The organism is Flavobacterium ginsengiterrae (genome assembly GCF_039539785.1).
Lineage (GTDB): Bacteria > Bacteroidota > Bacteroidia > Flavobacteriales > Flavobacteriaceae > Flavobacterium > Flavobacterium ginsengiterrae.
Genome location: NZ_BAABDU010000007.1, coordinates 79,807 through 99,567 on the forward strand (window position 1 = coordinate 79,807; position 19,761 = coordinate 99,567).

At 34.6% G+C, this 19,761-nt stretch carries 27 protein-coding genes; 24 read left to right on the forward strand and 3 right to left on the reverse strand.

Annotated elements, in window-relative coordinates; all coding sequences use genetic code 11:
- Positions 1-10 precede the first annotated feature (10 nt).
- From ABD859_RS19630 to ABD859_RS19640, 3 genes are all read right to left on the reverse strand, one after another.
- Positions 11-1,477 (reverse strand): SusD/RagB family nutrient-binding outer membrane lipoprotein, encoded by a 1,467-nt coding sequence (locus ABD859_RS19630; RefSeq protein WP_345146354.1) that lies wholly within the window; start codon positions 1,475-1,477, stop codon positions 11-13.
- Between the two features lie 3 nt (positions 1,478-1,480).
- Complete coding sequence (locus tag ABD859_RS19635; RefSeq protein WP_345146355.1) at positions 1,481-4,732, reverse strand: SusC/RagA family TonB-linked outer membrane protein; 3,252 nt, start codon at positions 4,730-4,732, stop codon at positions 1,481-1,483.
- Positions 4,733-5,207: 475 nt separating this feature from the next.
- Positions 5,208-6,908: a ShlB/FhaC/HecB family hemolysin secretion/activation protein gene (locus ABD859_RS19640; protein WP_345146357.1), complete on the reverse strand. Its 1,701-nt coding sequence runs from the start codon at positions 6,906-6,908 to the stop codon at positions 5,208-5,210.
- Positions 6,909-7,089: 181 nt separating this feature from the next.
- On the opposite strand from ABD859_RS19640, the gene rpsL reads away from it, so the two are divergent.
- The 24 genes from rpsL (at position 7,090) to rplO (ending at position 19,749) form a co-directional block, all read left to right on the forward strand.
- A complete protein-coding gene (rpsL, locus tag ABD859_RS19645; RefSeq protein WP_007136570.1) occupies positions 7,090-7,473 on the forward strand; it encodes a 30S ribosomal protein S12 in 384 nt (127 codons plus the stop codon).
- A 24-nt stretch (positions 7,474-7,497) separates the two neighbouring features.
- On the forward strand, positions 7,498-7,974 hold the full coding sequence (rpsG, locus tag ABD859_RS19650) for a 30S ribosomal protein S7 (protein ID WP_024981505.1): 477 nt from the start codon (positions 7,498-7,500) through the stop codon (positions 7,972-7,974).
- Positions 7,975-7,984: 10 nt separating this feature from the next.
- A complete protein-coding gene (fusA, locus tag ABD859_RS19655) occupies positions 7,985-10,141 on the forward strand; it encodes an elongation factor G (RefSeq protein ID WP_345146358.1) in 2,157 nt (718 codons plus the stop codon).
- Positions 10,142-10,151: 10 nt separating this feature from the next.
- On the forward strand, positions 10,152-10,457 hold the full coding sequence (gene rpsJ, locus ABD859_RS19660) for a 30S ribosomal protein S10 (RefSeq protein ID WP_007803605.1): 306 nt from the start codon (positions 10,152-10,154) through the stop codon (positions 10,455-10,457).
- 404 nt (positions 10,458-10,861) lie between these two features.
- Positions 10,862-11,479 carry a 50S ribosomal protein L3 gene (gene rplC / locus ABD859_RS19665; RefSeq protein ID WP_057124294.1) on the forward strand — a complete coding sequence of 206 codons (618 nt, stop codon included), beginning with the start codon at positions 10,862-10,864 and terminating at the stop codon, positions 11,477-11,479.
- Entirely contained in the window at positions 11,479-12,108 is a 630-nt protein-coding gene (gene rplD, locus ABD859_RS19670; protein ID WP_057124293.1) for a 50S ribosomal protein L4, read from the forward strand. Before rplC ends, rplD begins: the two co-directional genes overlap by 1 nt.
- 7 nt (positions 12,109-12,115) lie before the next feature.
- Complete coding sequence (gene rplW / locus ABD859_RS19675; protein WP_345146359.1) at positions 12,116-12,406, forward strand: 50S ribosomal protein L23; 291 nt, start codon at positions 12,116-12,118, stop codon at positions 12,404-12,406.
- A 9-nt stretch (positions 12,407-12,415) separates the two neighbouring features.
- Positions 12,416-13,240 carry a 50S ribosomal protein L2 gene (gene rplB / locus ABD859_RS19680; protein WP_035650459.1) on the forward strand — a complete coding sequence of 275 codons (825 nt, stop codon included), beginning with the start codon at positions 12,416-12,418 and terminating at the stop codon, positions 13,238-13,240.
- Between the two features lie 6 nt (positions 13,241-13,246).
- Positions 13,247-13,525: a 30S ribosomal protein S19 gene (gene rpsS / locus ABD859_RS19685; protein ID WP_008464288.1), complete on the forward strand. Its 279-nt coding sequence runs from the start codon at positions 13,247-13,249 to the stop codon at positions 13,523-13,525.
- A gap of 8 nt (positions 13,526-13,533) precedes the next feature.
- On the forward strand, positions 13,534-13,947 hold the full coding sequence (rplV, locus tag ABD859_RS19690; protein WP_007803631.1) for a 50S ribosomal protein L22: 414 nt from the start codon (positions 13,534-13,536) through the stop codon (positions 13,945-13,947).
- 5 nt (positions 13,948-13,952) lie between these two features.
- Positions 13,953-14,711, forward strand: coding sequence for a 30S ribosomal protein S3 (gene rpsC / locus ABD859_RS19695; RefSeq protein WP_012022487.1), 759 nt, complete (start codon positions 13,953-13,955; stop codon positions 14,709-14,711).
- A 19-nt stretch (positions 14,712-14,730) separates the two neighbouring features.
- A complete protein-coding gene (rplP, locus tag ABD859_RS19700) occupies positions 14,731-15,156 on the forward strand; it encodes a 50S ribosomal protein L16 (RefSeq protein WP_008464295.1) in 426 nt (141 codons plus the stop codon).
- A gap of 12 nt (positions 15,157-15,168) precedes the next feature.
- Positions 15,169-15,360 (forward strand): 50S ribosomal protein L29, encoded by a 192-nt coding sequence (rpmC, locus tag ABD859_RS19705; RefSeq protein ID WP_008464297.1) that lies wholly within the window; start codon positions 15,169-15,171, stop codon positions 15,358-15,360.
- A gap of 17 nt (positions 15,361-15,377) precedes the next feature.
- Complete coding sequence (gene rpsQ / locus ABD859_RS19710; protein WP_007803646.1) at positions 15,378-15,638, forward strand: 30S ribosomal protein S17; 261 nt, start codon at positions 15,378-15,380, stop codon at positions 15,636-15,638.
- Between the two features lie 2 nt (positions 15,639-15,640).
- Complete coding sequence (gene rplN, locus ABD859_RS19715; RefSeq protein WP_007803649.1) at positions 15,641-16,009, forward strand: 50S ribosomal protein L14; 369 nt, start codon at positions 15,641-15,643, stop codon at positions 16,007-16,009.
- 12 nt (positions 16,010-16,021) lie between these two features.
- Complete coding sequence (rplX, locus tag ABD859_RS19720; protein ID WP_008464300.1) at positions 16,022-16,336, forward strand: 50S ribosomal protein L24; 315 nt, start codon at positions 16,022-16,024, stop codon at positions 16,334-16,336.
- A gap of 2 nt (positions 16,337-16,338) precedes the next feature.
- Positions 16,339-16,890, forward strand: a complete 552-nt coding sequence (rplE, locus tag ABD859_RS19725; RefSeq protein WP_345146363.1) for a 50S ribosomal protein L5 — start codon at positions 16,339-16,341, stop codon at positions 16,888-16,890.
- Positions 16,891-16,893: 3 nt separating this feature from the next.
- A complete protein-coding gene (rpsN, locus tag ABD859_RS19730; protein ID WP_008464305.1) occupies positions 16,894-17,163 on the forward strand; it encodes a 30S ribosomal protein S14 in 270 nt (89 codons plus the stop codon).
- Between the two features lie 78 nt (positions 17,164-17,241).
- Positions 17,242-17,640: a 30S ribosomal protein S8 gene (rpsH, locus tag ABD859_RS19735; protein ID WP_008464306.1), complete on the forward strand. Its 399-nt coding sequence runs from the start codon at positions 17,242-17,244 to the stop codon at positions 17,638-17,640.
- A gap of 18 nt (positions 17,641-17,658) precedes the next feature.
- Positions 17,659-18,201, forward strand: a complete 543-nt coding sequence (gene rplF, locus ABD859_RS19740) for a 50S ribosomal protein L6 (protein ID WP_012022483.1) — start codon at positions 17,659-17,661, stop codon at positions 18,199-18,201.
- A gap of 11 nt (positions 18,202-18,212) precedes the next feature.
- Entirely contained in the window at positions 18,213-18,563 is a 351-nt protein-coding gene (gene rplR, locus ABD859_RS19745; protein WP_083572173.1) for a 50S ribosomal protein L18, read from the forward strand.
- Positions 18,564-18,566: 3 nt separating this feature from the next.
- Positions 18,567-19,091 (forward strand): 30S ribosomal protein S5, encoded by a 525-nt coding sequence (gene rpsE, locus ABD859_RS19750; protein ID WP_085949269.1) that lies wholly within the window; start codon positions 18,567-18,569, stop codon positions 19,089-19,091.
- A gap of 11 nt (positions 19,092-19,102) precedes the next feature.
- The gene (gene rpmD, locus ABD859_RS19755; RefSeq protein WP_012022481.1) at positions 19,103-19,285 is read left to right on the forward strand and encodes a 50S ribosomal protein L30; all 183 of its coding nucleotides are present in this window, start codon (positions 19,103-19,105) and stop codon (positions 19,283-19,285) included.
- An 11-nt stretch (positions 19,286-19,296) separates the two neighbouring features.
- Entirely contained in the window at positions 19,297-19,749 is a 453-nt protein-coding gene (gene rplO, locus ABD859_RS19760; RefSeq protein ID WP_012022480.1) for a 50S ribosomal protein L15, read from the forward strand.
- Positions 19,750-19,761 lie beyond the last annotated feature (12 nt).

Sequence of the window (19,761 nt, forward strand, 5' to 3'; positions counted from 1 at the left end):
TTATTAAATATTAGAATTTATCCCAGAAAAGTTTAGTAGTTACAGCATTGTTACCCAATTTTGCAACTGCAGCTTCTAGATTTGCAGCATTTAATGTTTGCTCGATTCCTGGATAAGAGTAACGTTTAGGAACTTCAGTGATATCACCAAAAGTTACAGCAGGAGCTACTAATGCAGGGAAATCTAATCTTCTGTATGATGTCCAAGCTTCGAAACCTCTATTGTAGTAAGAGATCCATGCTTGTTCTCCAATTTTTTGTTTCCAAGTTCCAGCAGCAGTTGCATAAGCAACATCAGTTCTTGCTAAATAAGTAGCAGCATCGCTTGAGCTAACTCCCCAATCAGCTAACGAAGCAGTAATTGCAGCGTTGTAGTGAGATTCAGCAGAACCTCCAACAGCAATTCCTCTTTCTACAGCTTCAGCTAATAAGAATTCTACTTCAGAATAAGTAAATAATACACCAGGATAAACTGGATCTTTAATAGTTGGAGTTAAGTGAGAGAAATCTCCATAAACGTTAACTGTTCCGTAAACTCCACCTTTGTATTGTCCTGAACCAGCTGGGTATTCTGTAAAGTATTTAGCTCTTCTAGGATCAGAAAGTGCATTCATTTTGTTTACAAATGTATTAGCAGGCAAGAAATCATCACGACCGCTAGCCACTAAATCAAGGTATAATGGGTTGTTGTTTGTCGTGTTAGTTGTATATGGCATGTAAGCTCCATCTGTACTAGTTAAGATTAAACCATCAGCTTGTGCTGCTAATGCTTCTGTAGTAGCATAAGTTAAGTCTACATCAGCCATTGTGATAGCCATTCTAAAACGAAGAGAGTTTGCGAATTTAGCCCATTTTTGAGTGTCTCCACCGTAAATAAGGTCAGCTGAATCAAAACTTCCTTCACTATGATCTAATTTGTGAGATGCAGCTGTCAATACAGACAAAAGATCTTTGTAGATTGTTTGAGCATCGTCATATTTTGGTTGTGGATGTCCTTCAATATCCAAAGCTTCAGTATAAGGAACATCACCAAAAGTGTCAACTAAGATGTTGTAGCAGTAAGAAGATAAAATGTCAATAATAGCAATTTTGTTTTCTATTACAACTAAGCCATCAGGAGTTCCTGCAAAATTTGCTTTTTGAGTAAGTAAAAGTTGTTTAGCTTCTTTAAAATCTCTTAATACATCACGGTAGTAAGTTGCCCAGTGACGATCTGGAATTGTACGTCCAGTAAGGTCATATTGAGTTTCTTGTGGATACTGAACCTCTGTCCATTGTTGTGCATACAATCTGAATACGTTAAAGTTTACAGATGTACTTGTAACTTGGTCCACCATAAATTTCTCTGCATTTGTGAATAAAAATTCAGGAGTACTTACGGTTGGGTTTTTTGTGTCTTGGTTCATGTCCCCAAAATCATCAGAGCATGATGAAAATAAGGCAATGAATGATATTAATATTATTAGTCTATTTTTCATAGCTTAGAATTTTATTGTTAAGTTACAACCAATATTTCTAGTTGTTGGTAAAGAACCGATAGAAAGACCTTGCGATCCTATGTTAGATCCTAATCCACTTTCTGGGTCTGCATCCGGAAGATTTTTTTGGATTATCCATAAGTTAGAACCAATAAGTGAAATTTTAGCATCTACTAATTTCATTTTTTGTACTAATGAAGATGGTAAGCTATAAGTAATGTTTACCTCTCTTAATTTGATAAAACCAGCATCATAAACATATTGACTTCTTGGACCGTTAGTGTAAGCATTTGTTATTGCTCCACCTGTAGAATAAGCAGTTCTTGTAGTGTTTGGAGTTCCGTCAGCATAAACGCCTTCAAGAATTACACCACCACCATTAACAAGAGGATTTCTCTTAGGAAGTCCTAAATCATTGTTTCCTGCTGTTTCATTAGTTAAACCAGTTCCTACACCATACCATTGGTCAGTAGAGAAAATATCACCACCATGCTTAGTGTCAATTAAGAAACTGAAAGATAAGCTTTTGTATGTGAATTTGTTTCTAATACCTCCAATCCAATCTGGATTGATGTTTCCAATGATGTTGTTAGTAGAAGTATTGATTACATATCTACCAGTTGCTGGGTTGATAACTCTTTGCCCATCTGCTGTATAAGTGTAATCAGTTCCTTTTAATACTCCAAATGGTTGTCCAACAACTGCATTTAAAGTTACTGTACCAGGGAAAGAAGAAATTTGTAAGTTAGTTACACCATCAGCTAAAGCTGTAACCATATTTTCGTTTTTAGACCAGTTTACGTTAATATCCCAAGAGAAATTTGTTGTTTTAACTGGAGTTGCATTAAATTGAACCTCAATACCTTTGTTTTCAATTTTTGCAGCATTTACATATTGAGATGTGTAACCTGTTGCAGTAGAATAAGGTACTCTTACAGCTTCACCATCGTTGATGTTTTTGTATAAACTCACGTCGAATCCAACTCTTCTGTTTAAGAATTGCATCTCAAGACCAACCTCAGTAGTGTTTGTTTTAATTGGTCTTAGACCTGGATTGTTTTTGAATGAGTTAACAGAATACATTTGGTTGCCATTAAATGGATCGTATTTTGTGTAAGTGTCAACCAATGCTAATGAAGGAGTTCCAAGAGGGCTCTCAGAATATCCTCCTCTTAATTTACCAAAACTTAACCAGCTTGCATCAATATTTTTAGAGAAAACCCAGCTTCCAGAAATAGATTTGCTATAAAGATTGTTATCGTCTGCAGGTAAGTTTGAGAATGCGTCTCTACGAATTGTTGCATCGATGAAATAAGAATCTAAATATCCTAATGAAGCAGAAGCGTAATAACTGTTAACAGATGTTTTAGTTTCTCTTTCGTATGGATATGGGCTAGCTGCTCTAGAGTTAGCTAAGCTGTAAATTCCAGGAATAATTAAACCTCCTTGTGTAGAAGCAGTAATTTGGTTGAAATAATTGTTTCTAATTGTACCCCCAGCTACTCCAGTTAAACTTACGTTCTCACCAAAGTTATGTTTGAAGTTAAGAAGTAAATCGTAGTTTTGCTCAGAGAAGTTACCATTGTAACGTTGGTATCCAGATGTTTCGTCAAGAGCATTGATACCGAAAGTTTTTGCTACAGAACCTACAGCAACTCTTTCTTCACGGATTTCAGAATATGTATCTGTAGAGATTTTTGCAGTTGCAGAAACCCAGTCAGCAATTTTGTATGTAAAGTTTGCATAACCGATGAAACGATTTCTGCTGTCATTTTGATAGTTTTGGTAACGCTCAAAATATGGGTTGTTCCAGTAAGCAGGAGCTCCATTAGCAACAGATTTTCTGTTCCAAGTAATGTTTTCTCCACCTGAATTGTTGTATGCTTGCTCAAGTTGTTTAATGTCAACGTTTGTCTGCCACCACTGACGGAAACCAGAAATTAAGTTGTCACTGTATCCAGTCATGTTTCTACCTAAAGTTTCTTGCGCAGAGAAGTTAGCGAAAGTACTAAGAGATAATCTGTCTGTAAATTGGTGATTCAATTTTAAACTGAAGTTGTTTTTTCTTAATTCACTGTTTGGTAAAATACCAGTTTGTTTTGTATTAGTATAGTTGAAAACAACGTTAGTTTTTTCGTTTCCATCTTCGAAAGAGATGCTGTTTACTAATGAAAGTGAATTTTTGAAGAATTTAAATGGGTCGTTTGCTGCTGCTGTCCAAGGAGTAGCTTTACCATAATTGTTGTTTCCTGGGTATAAAGAGAAAGCATCCCATTGGTAAACATTTAATGTAGGATCAAAAGCATCTCCTACAGAAGCGTCATCTCCCATAGCAACTACTAAGTCTGGAGTTCCATCACCATCGATATCTTGTTCTCCGAAAGAACCTCCGTAACCAGCACCATATTGTTTTTGGTATTTTAAGAATGTGTCTTTGTCAGGGCTTCCAGTTACTACTTCAGATGAAACTGTAATACCTAATCCTCTTTTAGCTTTACCTTTTTTAGTAGTAATCATTAAAACTCCATTACCTGCTAAATAACCATATAAAGCAGATGCAGCAGCACCTTTCAATACGTTAACACTTTCAATATCCTCTGGATTAATATCCATTGCATTGTTACCGTAGTCAAAACCTCTACCTCCTGATGATTGAGCAGTTGTTCCGTCGTTAGTATTGTTTCCGTTATTAATTGGCATACCGTCAATAACGATTAACATCTCATTACTTTGTCCGATAGCTTTAACCCCTCTGGAAATAGCACTTGTAGAACCTCCAAAGTTCGTGTTTCTTGTAATGTTAACACCGGCAACTTTTCCAGAAAGTTCATTTAAGAAGTTTCCACTTGAAGTACCATTTCTTAGGTCTCCTCCTTTTACTTCTTGAGTAGCGTATCCAAGAGATTTTTTCTCTCTTTTAACACCTAAAGCTGTTGTTACAACAACGCTTTCAAGTTCCTGTGCATCTCCAGCTAATTTTACGTTAACTGTTGATGAAGTTGCAGCTATTTCTTGAGTTTTCATCCCAATGTAGCTAAATACCAAAACTTGGCTTGAAGATGCTTTGATAGAATATTTACCATCAAAGTCTGTTTGTGTTCCTGCTTTAGTTCCTTTAACTAATACACTAACACCTGGTAAAGGCATTCCTGCATTGTCAGAAACTGTTCCAGAAACAGCTCTTTCTTGCGCAAAAGAAAGTTGCGCAACTAGTACTAATAAAAGCACTAAGAATCCATTGAACTTTAGTTTCATTTTTAAATATTTTGAATTAGTATCGCAAAACTCTTAATAATTTGTTAACTTTCCTAATATTAAAAGCTTTTTTTTTAGTTAAATTATGATTTTGCTATGTGATTTTGTTTTTTTATTGTTAATAAAAGCATCTGATTTAATAATTCTCAAAATTTAAAGCGAATTATGATAATAATTAAAAATATTTTGAATGGAATAAATGTTAAATTTATTAATACTTAGTGTTTTATTGTTTTTTTTATAACTTTTATACTATAAAAATTATCCTTGTTATGATAGCCTTTTTGTTAAAAATAGCTTCCTTTTGTAAAAAAAGCTTCAGTTGGGTGTAAATAATGCAGAAATGAAATTGCAGGTTTTTTGTTAAAAAATGACTTTATGATAATTTAACAATGTGGATGTTTTATGATTGGTTTTTGATGTTGAAGATAATTTCTGTGAACTAGAAATTTGTAATATTTTTGAAAGTCTTTCGTTAGAATTTTACATTATAAGATAGACTTAAAATGCTATTATAGAATTTAATATCACTATTGTTTGTTGTGCCATTTGCTATTGTTAGTTTTAATAGTCCGCTGGATGTTAATATTCCGGCTCCAATTCCAATAGATAACAGATTGTTGAATTTTTTGTTTTCTGGTGATGTCTGGTCTTGGTAAAGACCATAGTCTAAAATTGAATGCAGGTAAAGATTTTGATTTGCTAAGAAACGATATTCGGTTAGTAATAGATTTACACTGTTTCCTTGTAAACTGTTTTCAGAAAAACCTCTTATAGAGTTCATTCCTCCAAAACGAAATAATTCATTGCTTATATAATTGTCACTTTTTAGGTAAAATAGCTGTGGACTTATATATATGTAATTCTTTTTATTGAATTCAATATTATATGCGAAATTTATATTTGTGTAAAACTGACTACTTGGTTCTGCTGTTTCGGGAGAATTGTTTGTGTTTCTTTTTCCATAGCCAATTATAGAGTGTATTAATGATTTTTGAGGAAAAAGATTGTTTTCGTAATCAGTTTTTTTATACTCATAATTTGTGGTGATGAATGAATTTTTGAAATCACTGATTTTTGAGTTGTTCGTGTTTTGGATATCGCTCGATTCTGTTTCTTGATAACCTAAGTATATTTTTGAATTATAGTTTAGAAGATATCCTAAGTCAATAGCGGTTTTTGTGTTTTGAAAAGTGCTGTCCTGTTTAAAGATGTTTAATTGTGCTTTTATGGCAAGAGGTGTTTTAAAAATATAAGGAATTTCTAGTCTTGTATTAAAAGTTCTTTGTTGGTTGCCGTCGCTTTTCCAATACAGTGAAAACTGTTCTCCGGCATGAAGCGTGTTTACTAGTAAAATGTCTAAGTAGCCGTTAAGTGTTACTTTTTTATCTTCATTATTAGAAAATCCAATAAAACCATCAAAAGTATTTGCTTTTCGTTTTTCTATATAAGTGTAAATTTTTGTAGAATCATTTGTAAAGAGTATTTCTGGATACTTTATCTGTGAAACAAACTCGAAGCTGTTGATGTCTTCATAAAGCTGTTTTAGGATTTCTTGGTTAAATGTTTTGTTTAGATATTTTTTGTTAAGTTGTTTTAAATGTCCTTTAGGGAAAAAATCTGAAGAAGCTGGATTCGCATAATTTAAAATGATTGAATTTACCGCTCGTTTTTTTTCTTTATCAATATTTAAGTCTGCATAAATAGTAGAGTTTTTTCTCTGAATGTTTTCAAGTTTAATTTTGCTGAGGGCGAAACCTGATTTTTCGACATTTGAAGCTTCTTTTTTTAGGTAGTTTTCAATTTCGTTATATGGTATTGCTATAGTATCGTTTTGTTCTTTTGTATTGTTTAAAACAGAATTATTTTTACCTATATATATATGTATGCGTTTTATTTTGTTTTTTAATTCGAAAGTTGAAATGTATGTGCTGTCATTTGCTTTTTTTGTTTCAACTATTTTATTGTCTATATAGCCTTCTTTTGAAAGTTTTTCAGAAAGAATTTTGATTTCATTAAATAAAGATTTTGTATTTGGGTGAATTGTTGTATAAGATATTGAATCTATGGTTTTGTTTTCTAAAGCGTTTGATCCGTTTATTTTTAGATATAAGTTTTGGGTATAAGCAGATGTGCTTAATAAGATGAAAAATAATGTTTGTATAAACGGCTTCAAGAATAAAAGTTTGTTTAATTAAAAGTCTTGCAAATATCTATTGTTTGTTTGTAAAAACATACGATTAAATAATGTTGTTGAAAATTAATAGATTAACGTTTGTATAGTGAAATTTATTTTATACATTTGCAACCCCGTAAAAAGCGGGAATTTAATATCATATTAATTTTTAGTATTAATTATGCCAACAATTCAACAATTAGTAAGAACAGGAAGAACTCAGATCACTAAGAAGAGTAAATCGGTTGCTTTAGATTCTTGTCCTCAAAGAAGAGGGGTTTGTACGCGTGTTTACACTACTACACCAAAAAAACCAAACTCTGCAATGCGTAAAGTTGCGCGTGTGCGTTTGACAAATGGTAATGAGGTGAATGCTTACATCCCAGGAGAAGGACACAATCTACAAGAGCACTCGATAGTATTAGTGCGAGGTGGAAGGGTAAAAGATTTACCAGGTGTTAGATATCATATCGTTCGTGGAGCGCTTGATACGTCAGGTGTTGCAGGAAGAACGCAAAGAAGATCTAAGTACGGTGCTAAACGCCCAAAAGAAGCAAAAAAGTAATTTAAAAACTTTTAAGAAAAAGACATGAGAAAAAGAGCGGCAAAGAAAAGACCACTTTTACCGGATCCTAGGTTTAACGACCAATTAGTAACACGTTTCGTGAATAACTTAATGTGGGATGGTAAGAAATCTACAGCTTTTAAAGTATTTTATGATGCTATTGATATCATCGAATCTAAAAAGCAAAATGATGAAAAAACTTCATTAGAAATTTGGAAAGATGCTTTAACAAACGTTATGCCTCACGTAGAAGTACGTAGCCGTAGAGTGGGTGGAGCTACATTCCAAATCCCAATGCAGATTCGTCCGGACAGAAAAATTTCTATGGCTATGAAGTGGTTAATACTTTATGCTAGAAGAAGAAATGAAAAATCTATGGCACAACGTTTAGCATCTGAGTGTTTAGCTGCTGCTAAAGAAGAAGGTGCTGCAGTTAAGAAAAGAATGGATACTCACAAAATGGCAGAAGCTAACAAAGCATTCTCTCACTTTAGATTTTAATTCGTAAGAAATGGCTAGAGATTTAAAATATACAAGAAATATCGGAATCGCTGCTCACATTGATGCTGGTAAAACAACAACAACTGAGCGTATTCTTTTTTATACTGGAAAGTCACACAAAATTGGTGAGGTACACGATGGTGCTGCAACAATGGACTGGATGGCTCAAGAGCAGGAAAGAGGTATTACAATTACTTCTGCTGCTACAACTTGTACTTGGAACTTCCCAACAGAACAAGGTAAAGTTATTCCTCAATCATTGCCTTATCACTTTAATATTATTGATACTCCGGGACACGTTGACTTTACTGTAGAGGTAAACCGTTCTTTACGTGTACTTGATGGTTTAGTTTTCTTGTTTAGTGCTGTTGATGGTGTTGAGCCTCAATCGGAAACTAACTGGAGACTTGCAGATCAATATAGAGTTCCTCGTATGGGATTCGTAAATAAAATGGACCGTCAAGGTGCTAACTTTTTAGCTGTATGCGGACAGGTTAAAGATATGTTGAAATCGAATGCGGTTGCAATTACTTTACCTATTGGTGATGAAGCAGATTTTAAAGGTATTGTTGACTTGGTGAAAAATCAGGCTATTGTATGGCATGATGAAACTCAAGGAGCTACTTTTGATGTTGTGGATATTCCTGCTGATATGGTTGATGATGTAAAGCATTACCGTTCTATTCTTATCGAAGAGATTGCAACTTATGATGAAAATCTTTTAGATAAATATATGGAGGATGAAAACTCTATTACTGAAGAAGAAATCAATAATGCTTTAAGAGCAGCTACTATTGATATGGCGATCATTCCAATGCTTGCTGGTTCTTCTTTCAAAAATAAAGGAGTTCAGTTTATGTTAGATGCTGTTTGTAAGTATTTACCATCTCCGTTAGATAAAGAAGGTATTGAAGGAATTCATCCTGATGATGCTGATTTATTAGAAGAAGATCAAAAGAAAATTTTACGTAAGCCAGATGTAAAAGAGCCGTTTGCTGCTTTAGCATTTAAAATTGCTACTGACCCATTCGTAGGTCGTTTAGCTTTCTTCCGTGCATATTCTGGGCGTTTAGATGCTGGATCTTATGTTTTAAATACTCGTTCTGGTAATAAAGAAAGAATTTCTCGTATTTACCAAATGCACGCAAACAAACAAAATCCAATCGAATTTATTGAGGCTGGAGATATTGGAGCTGCTGTAGGTTTTAAAGATATTAAAACTGGAGATACTCTTTCTGATGAAAAGCATCCAATTATTTTGGAATCTATGAAATTCCCTGATCCGGTAATTGGTATTGCTATTGAGCCTAAAACAAAAGCTGACGTAGATAAAATGGGTATGGCTTTGGCTAAATTAGCTGAAGAAGATCCAACATTTACAGTTAGAACTGATGAGGCTTCTGGTCAGACTATTATTTCAGGTATGGGTGAGCTTCACTTGGATATCTTAGTAGATCGTATGAAACGTGAATTTAAAGTTGAAGTGAACCAAGGTGAGCCTCAGGTTGAATATAAAGAAGCGTTTACAAGATCTGCAACACATAGAGAGACTTATAAAAAACAATCTGGAGGTCGTGGTAAATTCGGTGATATCGTATTTACAATTGAGCCTGCTGATGAAGTTGATGGTAAAGTTCCAGTTGGATTACAATTTATCAATGCTGTAAAAGGTGGTAACGTTCCTAAAGAATATATCCCTGCTGTTGAAAAAGGATTTAGAGAAGCTATGAAAACTGGTCCATTAGCAGGATATGCTGTGGATAGTTTAAAAGTGACTTTAACAGATGGATCTTTCCACCCTGTGGATTCTGATGCATTATCTTTTGAATTAGCTGCGAGAATGGGTTATAAAGAATCAGGACGTGCTGCTGGAGCTGTTATTCTTGAGCCAATCATGAAAATCGAAGTTATTACTCCGGAAGAAAATATGGGTGATATCGTAGGTGACTTGAACCGTCGTAGAGGTCAGGTTAATGATATGGGTGATAGAAATGGTGCTAAAACTATTAAGGCTGATGTGCCTTTGTCAGAAATGTTTGGATATGTAACAACATTAAGAACATTGTCTTCTGGTAGAGCTACTTCAACAATGGAGTTTTCTCACTATGCAGAAACACCTTCTAATATTTCAGAAGAGGTAATCAAAAAAGCAAAAGGTAACGCTTAATTTTAAGAAAATGAGTCAAAAAATCAGAATAAAACTAAAATCTTACGATCACATGTTGGTAGATAAATCTGCTGAAAAGATCGTAAAAACAGTAAAAACTACTGGTGCGGTTGTAACAGGTCCAATTCCGTTGCCAACTCACAAAAAACTTTTCACTGTATTACGTTCTCCGCACGTTAACAAAAAAGCGAGAGAGCAATTTGAAGTAATGTCATACAAGAGATTGATTGATATTTATTCATCTTCATCTAAAACTATTGATGCTTTAATGAAACTTGAATTGCCAAGTGGTGTTGAAGTAGAGATTAAAGTATAATTTTATTATATTTTTTATATAAAAAGCGAGTCAGAAATGTCTCGCTTTTTTTTGTTTTTAAATAACGCTTTTTTTGTGTTGAATAAAGGGTTTTTAAGTCTCATGTTTCTTTGTTGATTTTTCTAAAGTCCTTTGTTTTAAAGAGGTGGGGGAGTGTTTTGTTGTGATTGGATTAATTAATTGTTAAGTGTGAGTGAGTTATGGAAAAGAAAAATCGCCTTAAAATCTTAGGTATAAAAAGTTGTTTTTAATGGTGGTTTTGTGCTTGGATTTTGATAATGAGCGATTTAATTTTTCTAACTGTTTGGTATATTCAATTTTAATGTCTACTTTTGCACTCCCTGTTTGGAAATTTCTGTTATTTTCAAATTGAAGGGAATTTTAGTAATTAATAATTAATATTTATGTCTGGGTTAATTGGTAAAAAAATCGGCATGACTAGTATTTTCGACGAAAACGGGAAAAACATTCCTTGTACAGTAATCGAGGCTGGGCCGTGTGTTGTTACCCAAGTCAGAACCAAAGGTGTTGACGGGTACGAAGCGTTGCAACTTGGTTTCGATGACAAAAACGAGAAACATTCTACTAAAGCTGCTTTAGGGCACTTTAAAAAAGCTGGAACTGTTGCTAAGAAAAAAGTCGTTGAATTCCAAGATTTCGCAACTGAACAAAAATTAGGAGATCTTATTGATGTTTCTATTTTTGAAGAAGGAGAATTTGTAGATGTACAAGGTGTGTCTAAAGGTAAAGGTTTCCAAGGTGTTGTTAAACGTCACGGTTTTGGTGGAGTTGGACAAGCTACTCATGGTCAGCACAACCGTTTAAGAGCGCCAGGTTCTGTAGGAGCTTCTTCTTATCCATCTAGAGTATTCAAAGGAATGCGTATGGCTGGAAGAATGGGTGGAGATAATGTAAAAGTACAAAACCTTAGAGTTTTAAAAGTGGTTGCTGAAAAGAACCTGCTTGTTGTTAAAGGGTGTATTCCTGGACACAAAAACTCTTACGTAATCATTCAGAAGTAATGGAAGTAAAAGTATTAGATTTCAACGGAAAAGATACTGGAAGAAAAGTTCAACTTTCTGATTCAGTATTCGCAATTGAGCCAAACAATCACGCAGTATATCTTGATGTTAAGCAATATCTTGCTAATCAAAGACAAGGTACTCACAAAGCTAAAGAAAGAGCTGAAGTAACTGGTAGTACTCGTAAGATTAAAAAGCAAAAAGGTACGGGTACAGCTCGTGCAGGAAGTGTTAAAAATCCTTTATTTAAAGGTGGAGGAACAGTTTTTGGACCAAGACCAAGAAGTTATTCATTTAAATTGAATAAAGGTTTGAAAAGATTGGCTAGAAAATCAGCTTTCTCAATCAAAGCAAAAGAGTCAAATATTATCGTTCTTGAAGACTTTAATTTTGATGCGCCAAACACTAAAAATTTCATTAACGTTTTGAAAGCTTTAGGGTTAGAAAATAAAAAATCTCTATTTGTGTTGGGTGAGTCAAATAAAAATGTATATTTGTCGTCACGCAATTTAAAGGCTTCTAATGTCGTAACTAGCTCAGAATTAAGCACTTACGCAATATTAAACACTAATAATTTAGTGCTTTTGGAGGGTTCTTTAGAGTTAATTGAAGAAAATTTAAGTAAATAATAGGAGTATGAGTATCATAATTAGACCTATAGTAACTGAAAAAGTAACCAAAGAAAGTGAAGTTCTAAACCGCTTCGGATTTGTTGTTGATAGAAAAGCGAATAAAATTCAAATTAAGAAAGCTGTTGAGGCTGCTTATGGAGTTACTATCGTTTCTGTTAATACAATGAATGTGAGACCAGATAGATCTACTAAATACACTAAAAGTGGTTTAATCAGTGGAAAGACAAATGCAATTAAAAAAGCAATTGTTCAAGTACAAGAAGGAGAAACAATTGATTTTTACAACAATATCTAAGATAGAAAAATGTCAGTAAGAAAATTAAAACCTATTACCCCAGGTCAGCGATTTAGAGTTGTGAATGGTTATGACGCCATTACAACTGATAAGCCGGAACGCTCTTTGATAGCACCGATAAAAAACTCTGGAGGTAGAAATAGTCAAGGAAAGATGACCATGCGTTATACGGGTGGTGGTCACAAGCAGAGATATCGTATTATTGATTTCAAAAGAACTAAAGACGGAATTCCGGCTACAGTGAAATCAATCGAATACGATCCAAATCGTACTGCATTCATTGCTTTATTAGCTTATGCTGATGGAGAGAAAACTTATGTAATTGCTCAAAACGGATTGAAAGTTGGTCAGAAATTAGTTTCTGGTCCGGAATCTCAACCTGAAATTGGTAATACATTGCCTTTAAGCAGAATTCCTCTTGGAACTGTTATATCTTGTATTGAGTTACGTCCAGGACAAGGAGCTGTAATTGCTCGTTCGGCTGGAACTTTTGCTCAGTTAATGGCAAGAGACGGGAAATATGCAACAATTAAAATGCCATCTGGAGAAACAAGATTAATCTTGTTAACTTGTTCGGCTACAATTGGAGCTGTTTCTAACTCTGACCACCAATTAGTTGTATCTGGAAAAGCAGGTAGAACAAGATGGTTAGGAAGAAGACCTAGAACTAGACCAGTAGCGATGAACCCAGTTGATCACCCTATGGGAGGTGGTGAAGGACGTTCTTCTGGAGGGCACCCACGTTCAAGAAACGGATTGCCAGCTAAAGGTTACAGAACTCGTTCTAAGAAAAACCCGAGTAACAAGTATATCGTAGAACGTAGAAAGAAATAATAAGATATGGCACGTTCATTAAAAAAAGGACCTTTCGTTCATTATAAATTAGATAAGAAAGTTCAAGAAAACGTAGAGAGTGGTAAAAACGCAGTAGTTAAGACTTGGTCTAGAGCTTCTATGATTACTCCGGATTTTGTTGGACAAACAATCGCAGTTCATAACGGTCGTCAATTTGTACCAGTTTACGTAACAGAAAACATGGTAGGTCACAAATTAGGAGAGTTTTCACCAACTAGATCTTTTAGAGGTCATGCTGGAGCAAAAAATAAAGGTAAAAAATAAAAGAAGCAATGGGAGTTCGTAAAAGAGAAACAGCAGATGCGAGAAAAGAGGCTAATAAGTCTATCGCTTTCGCAAAATTGAATAACTGCCCTACTTCACCTAGAAAAATGCGCTTAGTAGCGGACTTGGTAAGAGGTCAGAAGGTAGAAAGAGCACTTAACATTTTAAGATTCAGTTCTAAAGAAGCTTCAAGAAAATTGGAAAAACTATTATTATCTGCAATCAATAACTGGGAGCAAAAAAATAGTGAAGGTAATTTAGAAGAGGCTGGATTATTTGTTAAAGAGATCAGAGTAGATGGTGGAATGATGTTAAAAAGACTTCGTCCAGCTCCACAAGGTCGTGCACACAGAATAAGAAAACGTTCTAACCACGTAACAATCGTGCTTGGAGCTATCAATAACACACAAAGCAATTCTTAAGCAGCATGGGACAAAAGACAAATCCAATTGGAAATAGACTTGGTATCATCAGAGGATGGGACTCAAACTGGTATGGTGGAAATGATTACGGCGATAAATTAGCTGAAGATCACAAAATCAGAAAGTATATCCACGCTCGTTTATCAAAAGCTAGTGTATCTAAAGTAATCATCGAGAGAACTTTAAAGCTTGTAACCGTTACTATCACTACTGCTAGACCTGGTATCATTATTGGAAAAGGCGGACAAGAGGTAGACAAGTTAAAAGAGGAACTTAAGAAAGTTACTGATAAAGAGGTTCAAATTAACATCTTTGAAATTAAAAGACCTGAGTTAGATGCTTATCTTGTGGCGACAAGCATCGCTCGTCAAATCGAAAGCCGTATTTCTTACAGACGTGCAATCAAAATGGCTATTGCTGCTTCTATGCGTATGAACGCTGAAGGTATCAAAGTTTTGATTTCTGGTCGTTTGAATGGAGCTGAGATGGCACGTTCTGAAGGTTTCAAAGAAGGTAGAATTCCTCTATCAACTTTCAGAGCTGATATTGATTATGCTTTGGCTGAAGCTCACACTACTTACGGTAGAATGGGTATCAAAGTATGGATCATGAAAGGTGAAGTTTATGGAAAGAGAGATCTTTCTCCACTTGCTGGAATGGATAAAAAACAATCTGGTACTGGCGGTGGTAAAGGTGGAGATGCCCCTAGAGGTAAATCTAACTTTAATAAAGGTGGAAAACCAGACGCTCGTAAAAGAAAGTAAATTTTTAAACTAAAGAAAAATGTTACAGCCTAAAAGAACAAAATACCGCAAGGTACAAAAAGGTAGAATGAAGGGTAACTCTCAAAGAGGGCATGAACTTTCAAATGGAATGTTTGGTATTAAATCTGTGCATGAAGATGGAATGTTCTTAACTTCACGTCAAATCGAAGCTGCGCGTATCGCTGCAACTCGTTACATGAAGAGAGAAGGACAATTGTGGATCAAAATTTTCCCAGACAAACCTATCACTAAGAAACCTCTTGAAGTACGTATGGGTAAAGGTAAAGGAGCAGTTGAATATTGGGCTGCTGTTGTTAAACCAGGAAGAATTATGTTTGAAGTTGGAGGGGTTCCATTGTCAGTTGCAAAAGAGGCTTTACGTCTTGCAGCTCAAAAACTTCCAGTAAAAACTAAGTTCGTCGTTGCTAGAGATTTCGAAGCATAATTTATATTTATTATGAAACAATCAGAAATAAAAGATCTTTCTGCAGCGGAGTTGCAAGAAAAGCTTAGTCAAACTAAGAAAGTATATGCTGACCTAAAAATGGCTCACGCTATTTCTCCAATTGCTAACCCACTTCAAATTAGAAGCGTTAGAAGAACAGTTGCTAGATTAGCTACAGAGTTAACTAAAAGAGAGTTACAATAATTGTATTCTGCTGAAAGATGGAAGAAAAAAGAAATTTAAGAAAAGAAAGAATAGGTGTTGTTACTTCAAATAAGATGGATAAATCTATCGTTATTGCAGAAGTAAGAAAAGTAAAACACCCATTATACGGTAAGTTCGTGTTAAAAACAAAGAAATATGTTGCGCACGACGAAACAAACGACTGTAACATTGGTGATACTGTAAGAATCAGCGAAACGCGTCCTTTAAGTAAAACAAAATGTTGGAGATTAGTTGAAATCTTAGAAAGAGCTAAATAATTATGGTACAACAAGAATCAAGACTAAAAGTAGCAGATAACACGGGAGCTAAAGAAGTTTTAACTATTCGTGTTTTAGGAGGTACTAAAAGAAGATATGCCTCTGTTGGTGACAAAATTGTAGTTTCTATCAAAGATGCAACTCCAAACGGAAACGTAAAAAAAGGAGCTGTTTCAACTGCAGTTGTTGTACGTACTAAAAAAGAAGTGAGAAGAGCTGATGGTTCTTATATCCGTTTCGATGACAATGCATGTGTTCTTTTGAATGCTGCAGGGGAAATGAGAGGAACTCGTGTTTTTGGTCCGGTAGCAAGAGAACTTCGTGAAAAACAATTCATGAAAATTGTATCATTAGCACCAGAAGTGCTTTAATTCGTTTTTAAGATGATAAAGCTAAAAATAAAATCAGGAGATATCGTAAGAGTTATTGCTGGAGACCATAAAGGTGCTGAAGGTAAAGTTTTACGTGTTTACCGTGAGAAAAACAAAGCGATAGTTGAAGGTGTAAACTTGGTTTCAAAACACACTAAACCAAGTGCTAAAAACCCTCAAGGTGGTATCGTTAAGAAAGAGGCTTCTATTCAAATTTCTAACATTGCTTTAATTGATCCTAAAACTAAGGAAACAACTAGAGTAGGTATTAGAGTAGAAGGAGATAAGAAAGTAAGATTTTCAAAAAAATCTAATCAAGTACTATAGTAATGGCATATACACCTAGACTAAAAGAAGAATATAAGAGTAGAGTAATCTCTGCTCTTAAAGAAGAGTTCGGATATACAAACGTAATGCAAGTTCCTAAACTTGAAAAAATCGTTTTGAGCCGTGGAGTTGGTGCAGCTGTATCTGATAAAAAACTTATTGACTATGCAGTTGATGAGTTAACTAAGATCACTGGACAAAAAGCAGTATCTACAATTTCTAAGAAAGACGTTGCGTCTTTCAAATTAAGAAAAGGGATGCCTATTGGAGCAAAAGTAACTTTACGTGGAGAAAGAATGTATGAGTTTTTAGATAGACTTATTACTTCTTCTTTACCACGTGTTAGAGATTTTAGTGGTATTAAAGCTACTGGTTTCGACGGAAGAGGTAACTACAATCTTGGAGTTTTAGAGCAAATCATTTTCCCAGAAATTGATATTGACAAAGTAAACAAAATTTCAGGAATGGATATTACATTTGTTACTACTGCAAAAACAGACAAGGAAGCAAAGTCATTATTGACTGAATTAGGATTACCTTTTAAAAAGAATTAAGACATGGCTAAAGAATCAATGAAAGCCCGCGAGGTGAAAAGAGAGAAAACGGTAGCTAAGTATGCTGAAAAAAGAAAAGCTTTATTAGAAGCTGGAGATTATGAAGGCCTACAAAGATTACCTAAAAATGCTTCACCAGTTCGTTTACACAATCGTTGTAAATTAACAGGTAGACCTAGAGGTTATATCCGTCAATTCGGTATTTCACGTGTAACTTTCCGTGAAATGGCTAACAATGGGTTAATTCCTGGTGTAAAAAAAGCCAGCTGGTAATTTAAAAAAGTTTATAAATTGATTAAAGGTTCAGGAAGCAGAGTGCTTCCTGAAAACCATAATCGCAATCAAATACATATGTATACAGATCCTATTGCAGATTATTTGACGAGAGTTCGTAACGCTGTGGCTGCAAACCACAAAGTTGTTGAGATTCCAGCTTCTAATCTAAAAAAAGAAATAACTAAGATCTTATTCGATCAAGGTTACATCTTAAGTTACAAATTTGAGCAGAACACAGTTCAAGGTTCTATCAAAATTGCTTTGAAGTATGATAAAGATACTAAAGAGCCTGTAATCAAAGATATCCAAAGAATTAGTAAACCTGGTTTACGTAAGTACGCAGGTGCTGCCAAATTACCAAGAATCCTTAACGGATTAGGAATTGCTATTGTTTCTACATCAAAAGGTTTGATGACAGGAAAACAAGCTAAGCAATTAAATGTAGGTGGTGAAGTAATTTGTTACGTATACTAATTTTAAACACTAGAAAAGATGTCAAGAATAGGTAAAAGCCCAATTGTAATCCCTGCTGGTGTAACTGTAGAAGTTAAAGACGGTATTATTACAGTAAAAGGAAAAAAAGGTCAACTAGTTCAAGAGTTTTCGGACGTAAATGTAACTGTTGAAGGCGATCAAGTTTTAGTTGAAAGATCGTCTGATCATAAAGACCACAGAGCAAAACACGGATTATTCAGATCTTTGATCAGTAATATGGTTGTTGGTGTTTCTGAAGGTTTCACAAAAGAACTAGAATTAGTTGGAGTTGGTTATAGAGCTTCAAACCAAGGTCAAAAATTAGATTTAGCTCTTGGATATTCTCACAATATTGTTTTAGAAATTGCTCCAGAAGTATCTTTAGAAACAATATCTGAAAAAGGTAAGAACCCAATCGTAAAATTAACATCATTTGATAAACAACTTTTAGGACAGGTTGCTGCGAAAATCAGAGGTTTCCGTAAGCCTGAGCCATACAAAGGAAAAGGTGTTAAATTTGTGGGTGAAGTATTAAGAAGAAAAGCAGGTAAATCAGCTTAAAATATAAGATTATGTCATTAACAAAATCTGAAAGAAGACAGAGAATTAAATTCAGAATTAGAAAAACGATTAGTGGTTCTGCTGCTAAGCCAAGATTATCTGTATTTAGAAGTAACAAAGAAATTTACGCTCAACTTATTGACGATGTAAATGGAGTTACTATATTAGCTGCATCTTCAAGAGAAAAAGAAATAGGAAAAGGTACTAACGTTGAAATCGCTGCTGCTGTTGGAAAATTAGTTGCAGAGAAAGCGTTAAAAGCTGGGATTGATACAATCACTTTTGATAGAGGTGGTTATTTATATCACGGTCGTATTAAATCATTAGCAGAAGGCGCAAGAGCCGCTGGACTTAAATTCTAATATATTATGTCTAAATACAAAAATGTAGAATTGGTAAAACCTAGTGGTCTTGAACTTAAAGATCGTCTGGTAAGTGTAAATCGTGTTACTAAAGTTACAAAAGGTGGTAGAGCTTTCGGTTTTTCTGCTATTGTAGTTGTAGGTGATGAAAATGGAGTAGTTGGTCACGGATTAGGAAAATCTAAAGACGTTTCTGAAGCAATTGCGAAAGCAGTAGAAGATGCTAAGAAAAACTTAGTGAGAATTCCTTTAAATGGTCAATCTGTTCCTCACGAACAAAAAGGTAAATTTGGTGGTGCACGTGTATTCTTAATTCCTGCTTCTCATGGTACAGGAGTTATTGCTGGTGGAGCTGTTCGTTCAGTTCTTGAATCAGTAGGTATTCACGACGTATTATCTAAATCTCAAGGATCATCAAATCCTCATAACGTAGTTAAAGCAACTTTTGATGCTTTATTACAAATGAGAAGCGCTCATACTGTTGCAAAACAGAGAGGAGTTTCTTTAGAAAAAGTTTTTAAAGGTTAATCAAGGAAATTATGGCTAAATTATTAGTAAAACAAGTAAGAAGCAAGATCAACTGTCCTCTTTCTCAAAAGAGAGGTTTAGAAGCTTTAGGTCTACGTAAATTAGGACAAGTTGTGGAGCATGAGTCAAATCCTGCTATCCTTGGGATGATAAACAAAGTTAAACACTTAGTTTCTGTTGAAGAAGCTAAATAACAAATACTGTTATGAATTTAAGTAACTTACAACCTGCTGAAGGATCAACGCACAATCAAAATAAAAGAGTAGGTAGAGGAGAAGGTTCTGGAAAAGGTGGCACTGCTGCAAGAGGTCACAAAGGAGCTAAATCTCGTTCTGGTTATTCTAAAAAGATTGGTTTTGAAGGAGGGCAAATGCCACTTCAAAGACGTGTTCCTAAGTTTGGTTTCAAAAACATCAATCGTAAAGAATACGAAGGTGTTAATTTAGATACGCTTCAATTATTAGTAGACAATGGTGTGATTACTGATTCTGTTTCTATGACAGATTTCGTAGCAAATCGTCTAGCTTCAAAAAATGAAATCGTTAAGATTTTAGGTAGAGGTGAATTGAAAGCAAAATTAAAAGTAACTGCCCACAAATTTACTGCTACTGCAAAAGCTGCTATTGAGGCTGCTGGTGGTGAAGCTGTAACTATATAACTTATCTATTAA

Excerpts from the sequence above, each read along its gene's own strand:
- rpsG (WP_024981505.1), top strand. The coding sequence starts at position 7,498 with ATGAGAAAAAGAGCGGCAAAGAAAAGACCACTTTTACCGGATCCTAGG.
- rpsS (WP_008464288.1), top strand. The coding sequence starts at position 13,247 with ATGGCACGTTCATTAAAAAAAGGACCTTTCGTTCATTATAAATTAGAT.
- rpmD (WP_012022481.1), top strand. The coding sequence starts at position 19,103 with ATGGCTAAATTATTAGTAAAACAAGTAAGAAGCAAGATCAACTGTCCT.
- rplO (WP_012022480.1), top strand. The coding sequence starts at position 19,297 with ATGAATTTAAGTAACTTACAACCTGCTGAAGGATCAACGCACAATCAA.
- rplE (WP_345146363.1), top strand. The coding sequence starts at position 16,339 with ATGGCATATACACCTAGACTAAAAGAAGAATATAAGAGTAGAGTAATC.
- ABD859_RS19635 (WP_345146355.1), bottom strand. The coding sequence starts at position 4,732 with ATGAAACTAAAGTTCAATGGATTCTTAGTGCTTTTATTAGTACTAGTT.
- rplX (WP_008464300.1), top strand. The coding sequence starts at position 16,022 with ATGATAAAGCTAAAAATAAAATCAGGAGATATCGTAAGAGTTATTGCT.
- rplW (WP_345146359.1), top strand. The coding sequence starts at position 12,116 with ATGAGTATCATAATTAGACCTATAGTAACTGAAAAAGTAACCAAAGAA.
- rpsL (WP_007136570.1), top strand. The coding sequence starts at position 7,090 with ATGCCAACAATTCAACAATTAGTAAGAACAGGAAGAACTCAGATCACT.
- ABD859_RS19630 (WP_345146354.1), bottom strand. The coding sequence starts at position 1,477 with ATGAAAAATAGACTAATAATATTAATATCATTCATTGCCTTATTTTCA.
- fusA (WP_345146358.1), top strand. The coding sequence starts at position 7,985 with ATGGCTAGAGATTTAAAATATACAAGAAATATCGGAATCGCTGCTCAC.
- rpsC (WP_012022487.1), top strand. The coding sequence starts at position 13,953 with ATGGGACAAAAGACAAATCCAATTGGAAATAGACTTGGTATCATCAGA.
- rpmC (WP_008464297.1), top strand. The coding sequence starts at position 15,169 with ATGAAACAATCAGAAATAAAAGATCTTTCTGCAGCGGAGTTGCAAGAA.
- rpsQ (WP_007803646.1), top strand. The coding sequence starts at position 15,378 with ATGGAAGAAAAAAGAAATTTAAGAAAAGAAAGAATAGGTGTTGTTACT.
- rplB (WP_035650459.1), top strand. The coding sequence starts at position 12,416 with ATGTCAGTAAGAAAATTAAAACCTATTACCCCAGGTCAGCGATTTAGA.
- rplP (WP_008464295.1), top strand. The coding sequence starts at position 14,731 with ATGTTACAGCCTAAAAGAACAAAATACCGCAAGGTACAAAAAGGTAGA.
- rplF (WP_012022483.1), top strand. The coding sequence starts at position 17,659 with ATGTCAAGAATAGGTAAAAGCCCAATTGTAATCCCTGCTGGTGTAACT.
- rpsN (WP_008464305.1), top strand. The coding sequence starts at position 16,894 with ATGGCTAAAGAATCAATGAAAGCCCGCGAGGTGAAAAGAGAGAAAACG.
- rplC (WP_057124294.1), top strand. The coding sequence starts at position 10,862 with ATGTCTGGGTTAATTGGTAAAAAAATCGGCATGACTAGTATTTTCGAC.
- rpsJ (WP_007803605.1), top strand. The coding sequence starts at position 10,152 with ATGAGTCAAAAAATCAGAATAAAACTAAAATCTTACGATCACATGTTG.
- rplD (WP_057124293.1), top strand. The coding sequence starts at position 11,479 with ATGGAAGTAAAAGTATTAGATTTCAACGGAAAAGATACTGGAAGAAAA.
- rplR (WP_083572173.1), top strand. The coding sequence starts at position 18,213 with ATGTCATTAACAAAATCTGAAAGAAGACAGAGAATTAAATTCAGAATT.
- rpsH (WP_008464306.1), top strand. The coding sequence starts at position 17,242 with ATGTATACAGATCCTATTGCAGATTATTTGACGAGAGTTCGTAACGCT.
- rplV (WP_007803631.1), top strand. The coding sequence starts at position 13,534 with ATGGGAGTTCGTAAAAGAGAAACAGCAGATGCGAGAAAAGAGGCTAAT.
- rplN (WP_007803649.1), top strand. The coding sequence starts at position 15,641 with ATGGTACAACAAGAATCAAGACTAAAAGTAGCAGATAACACGGGAGCT.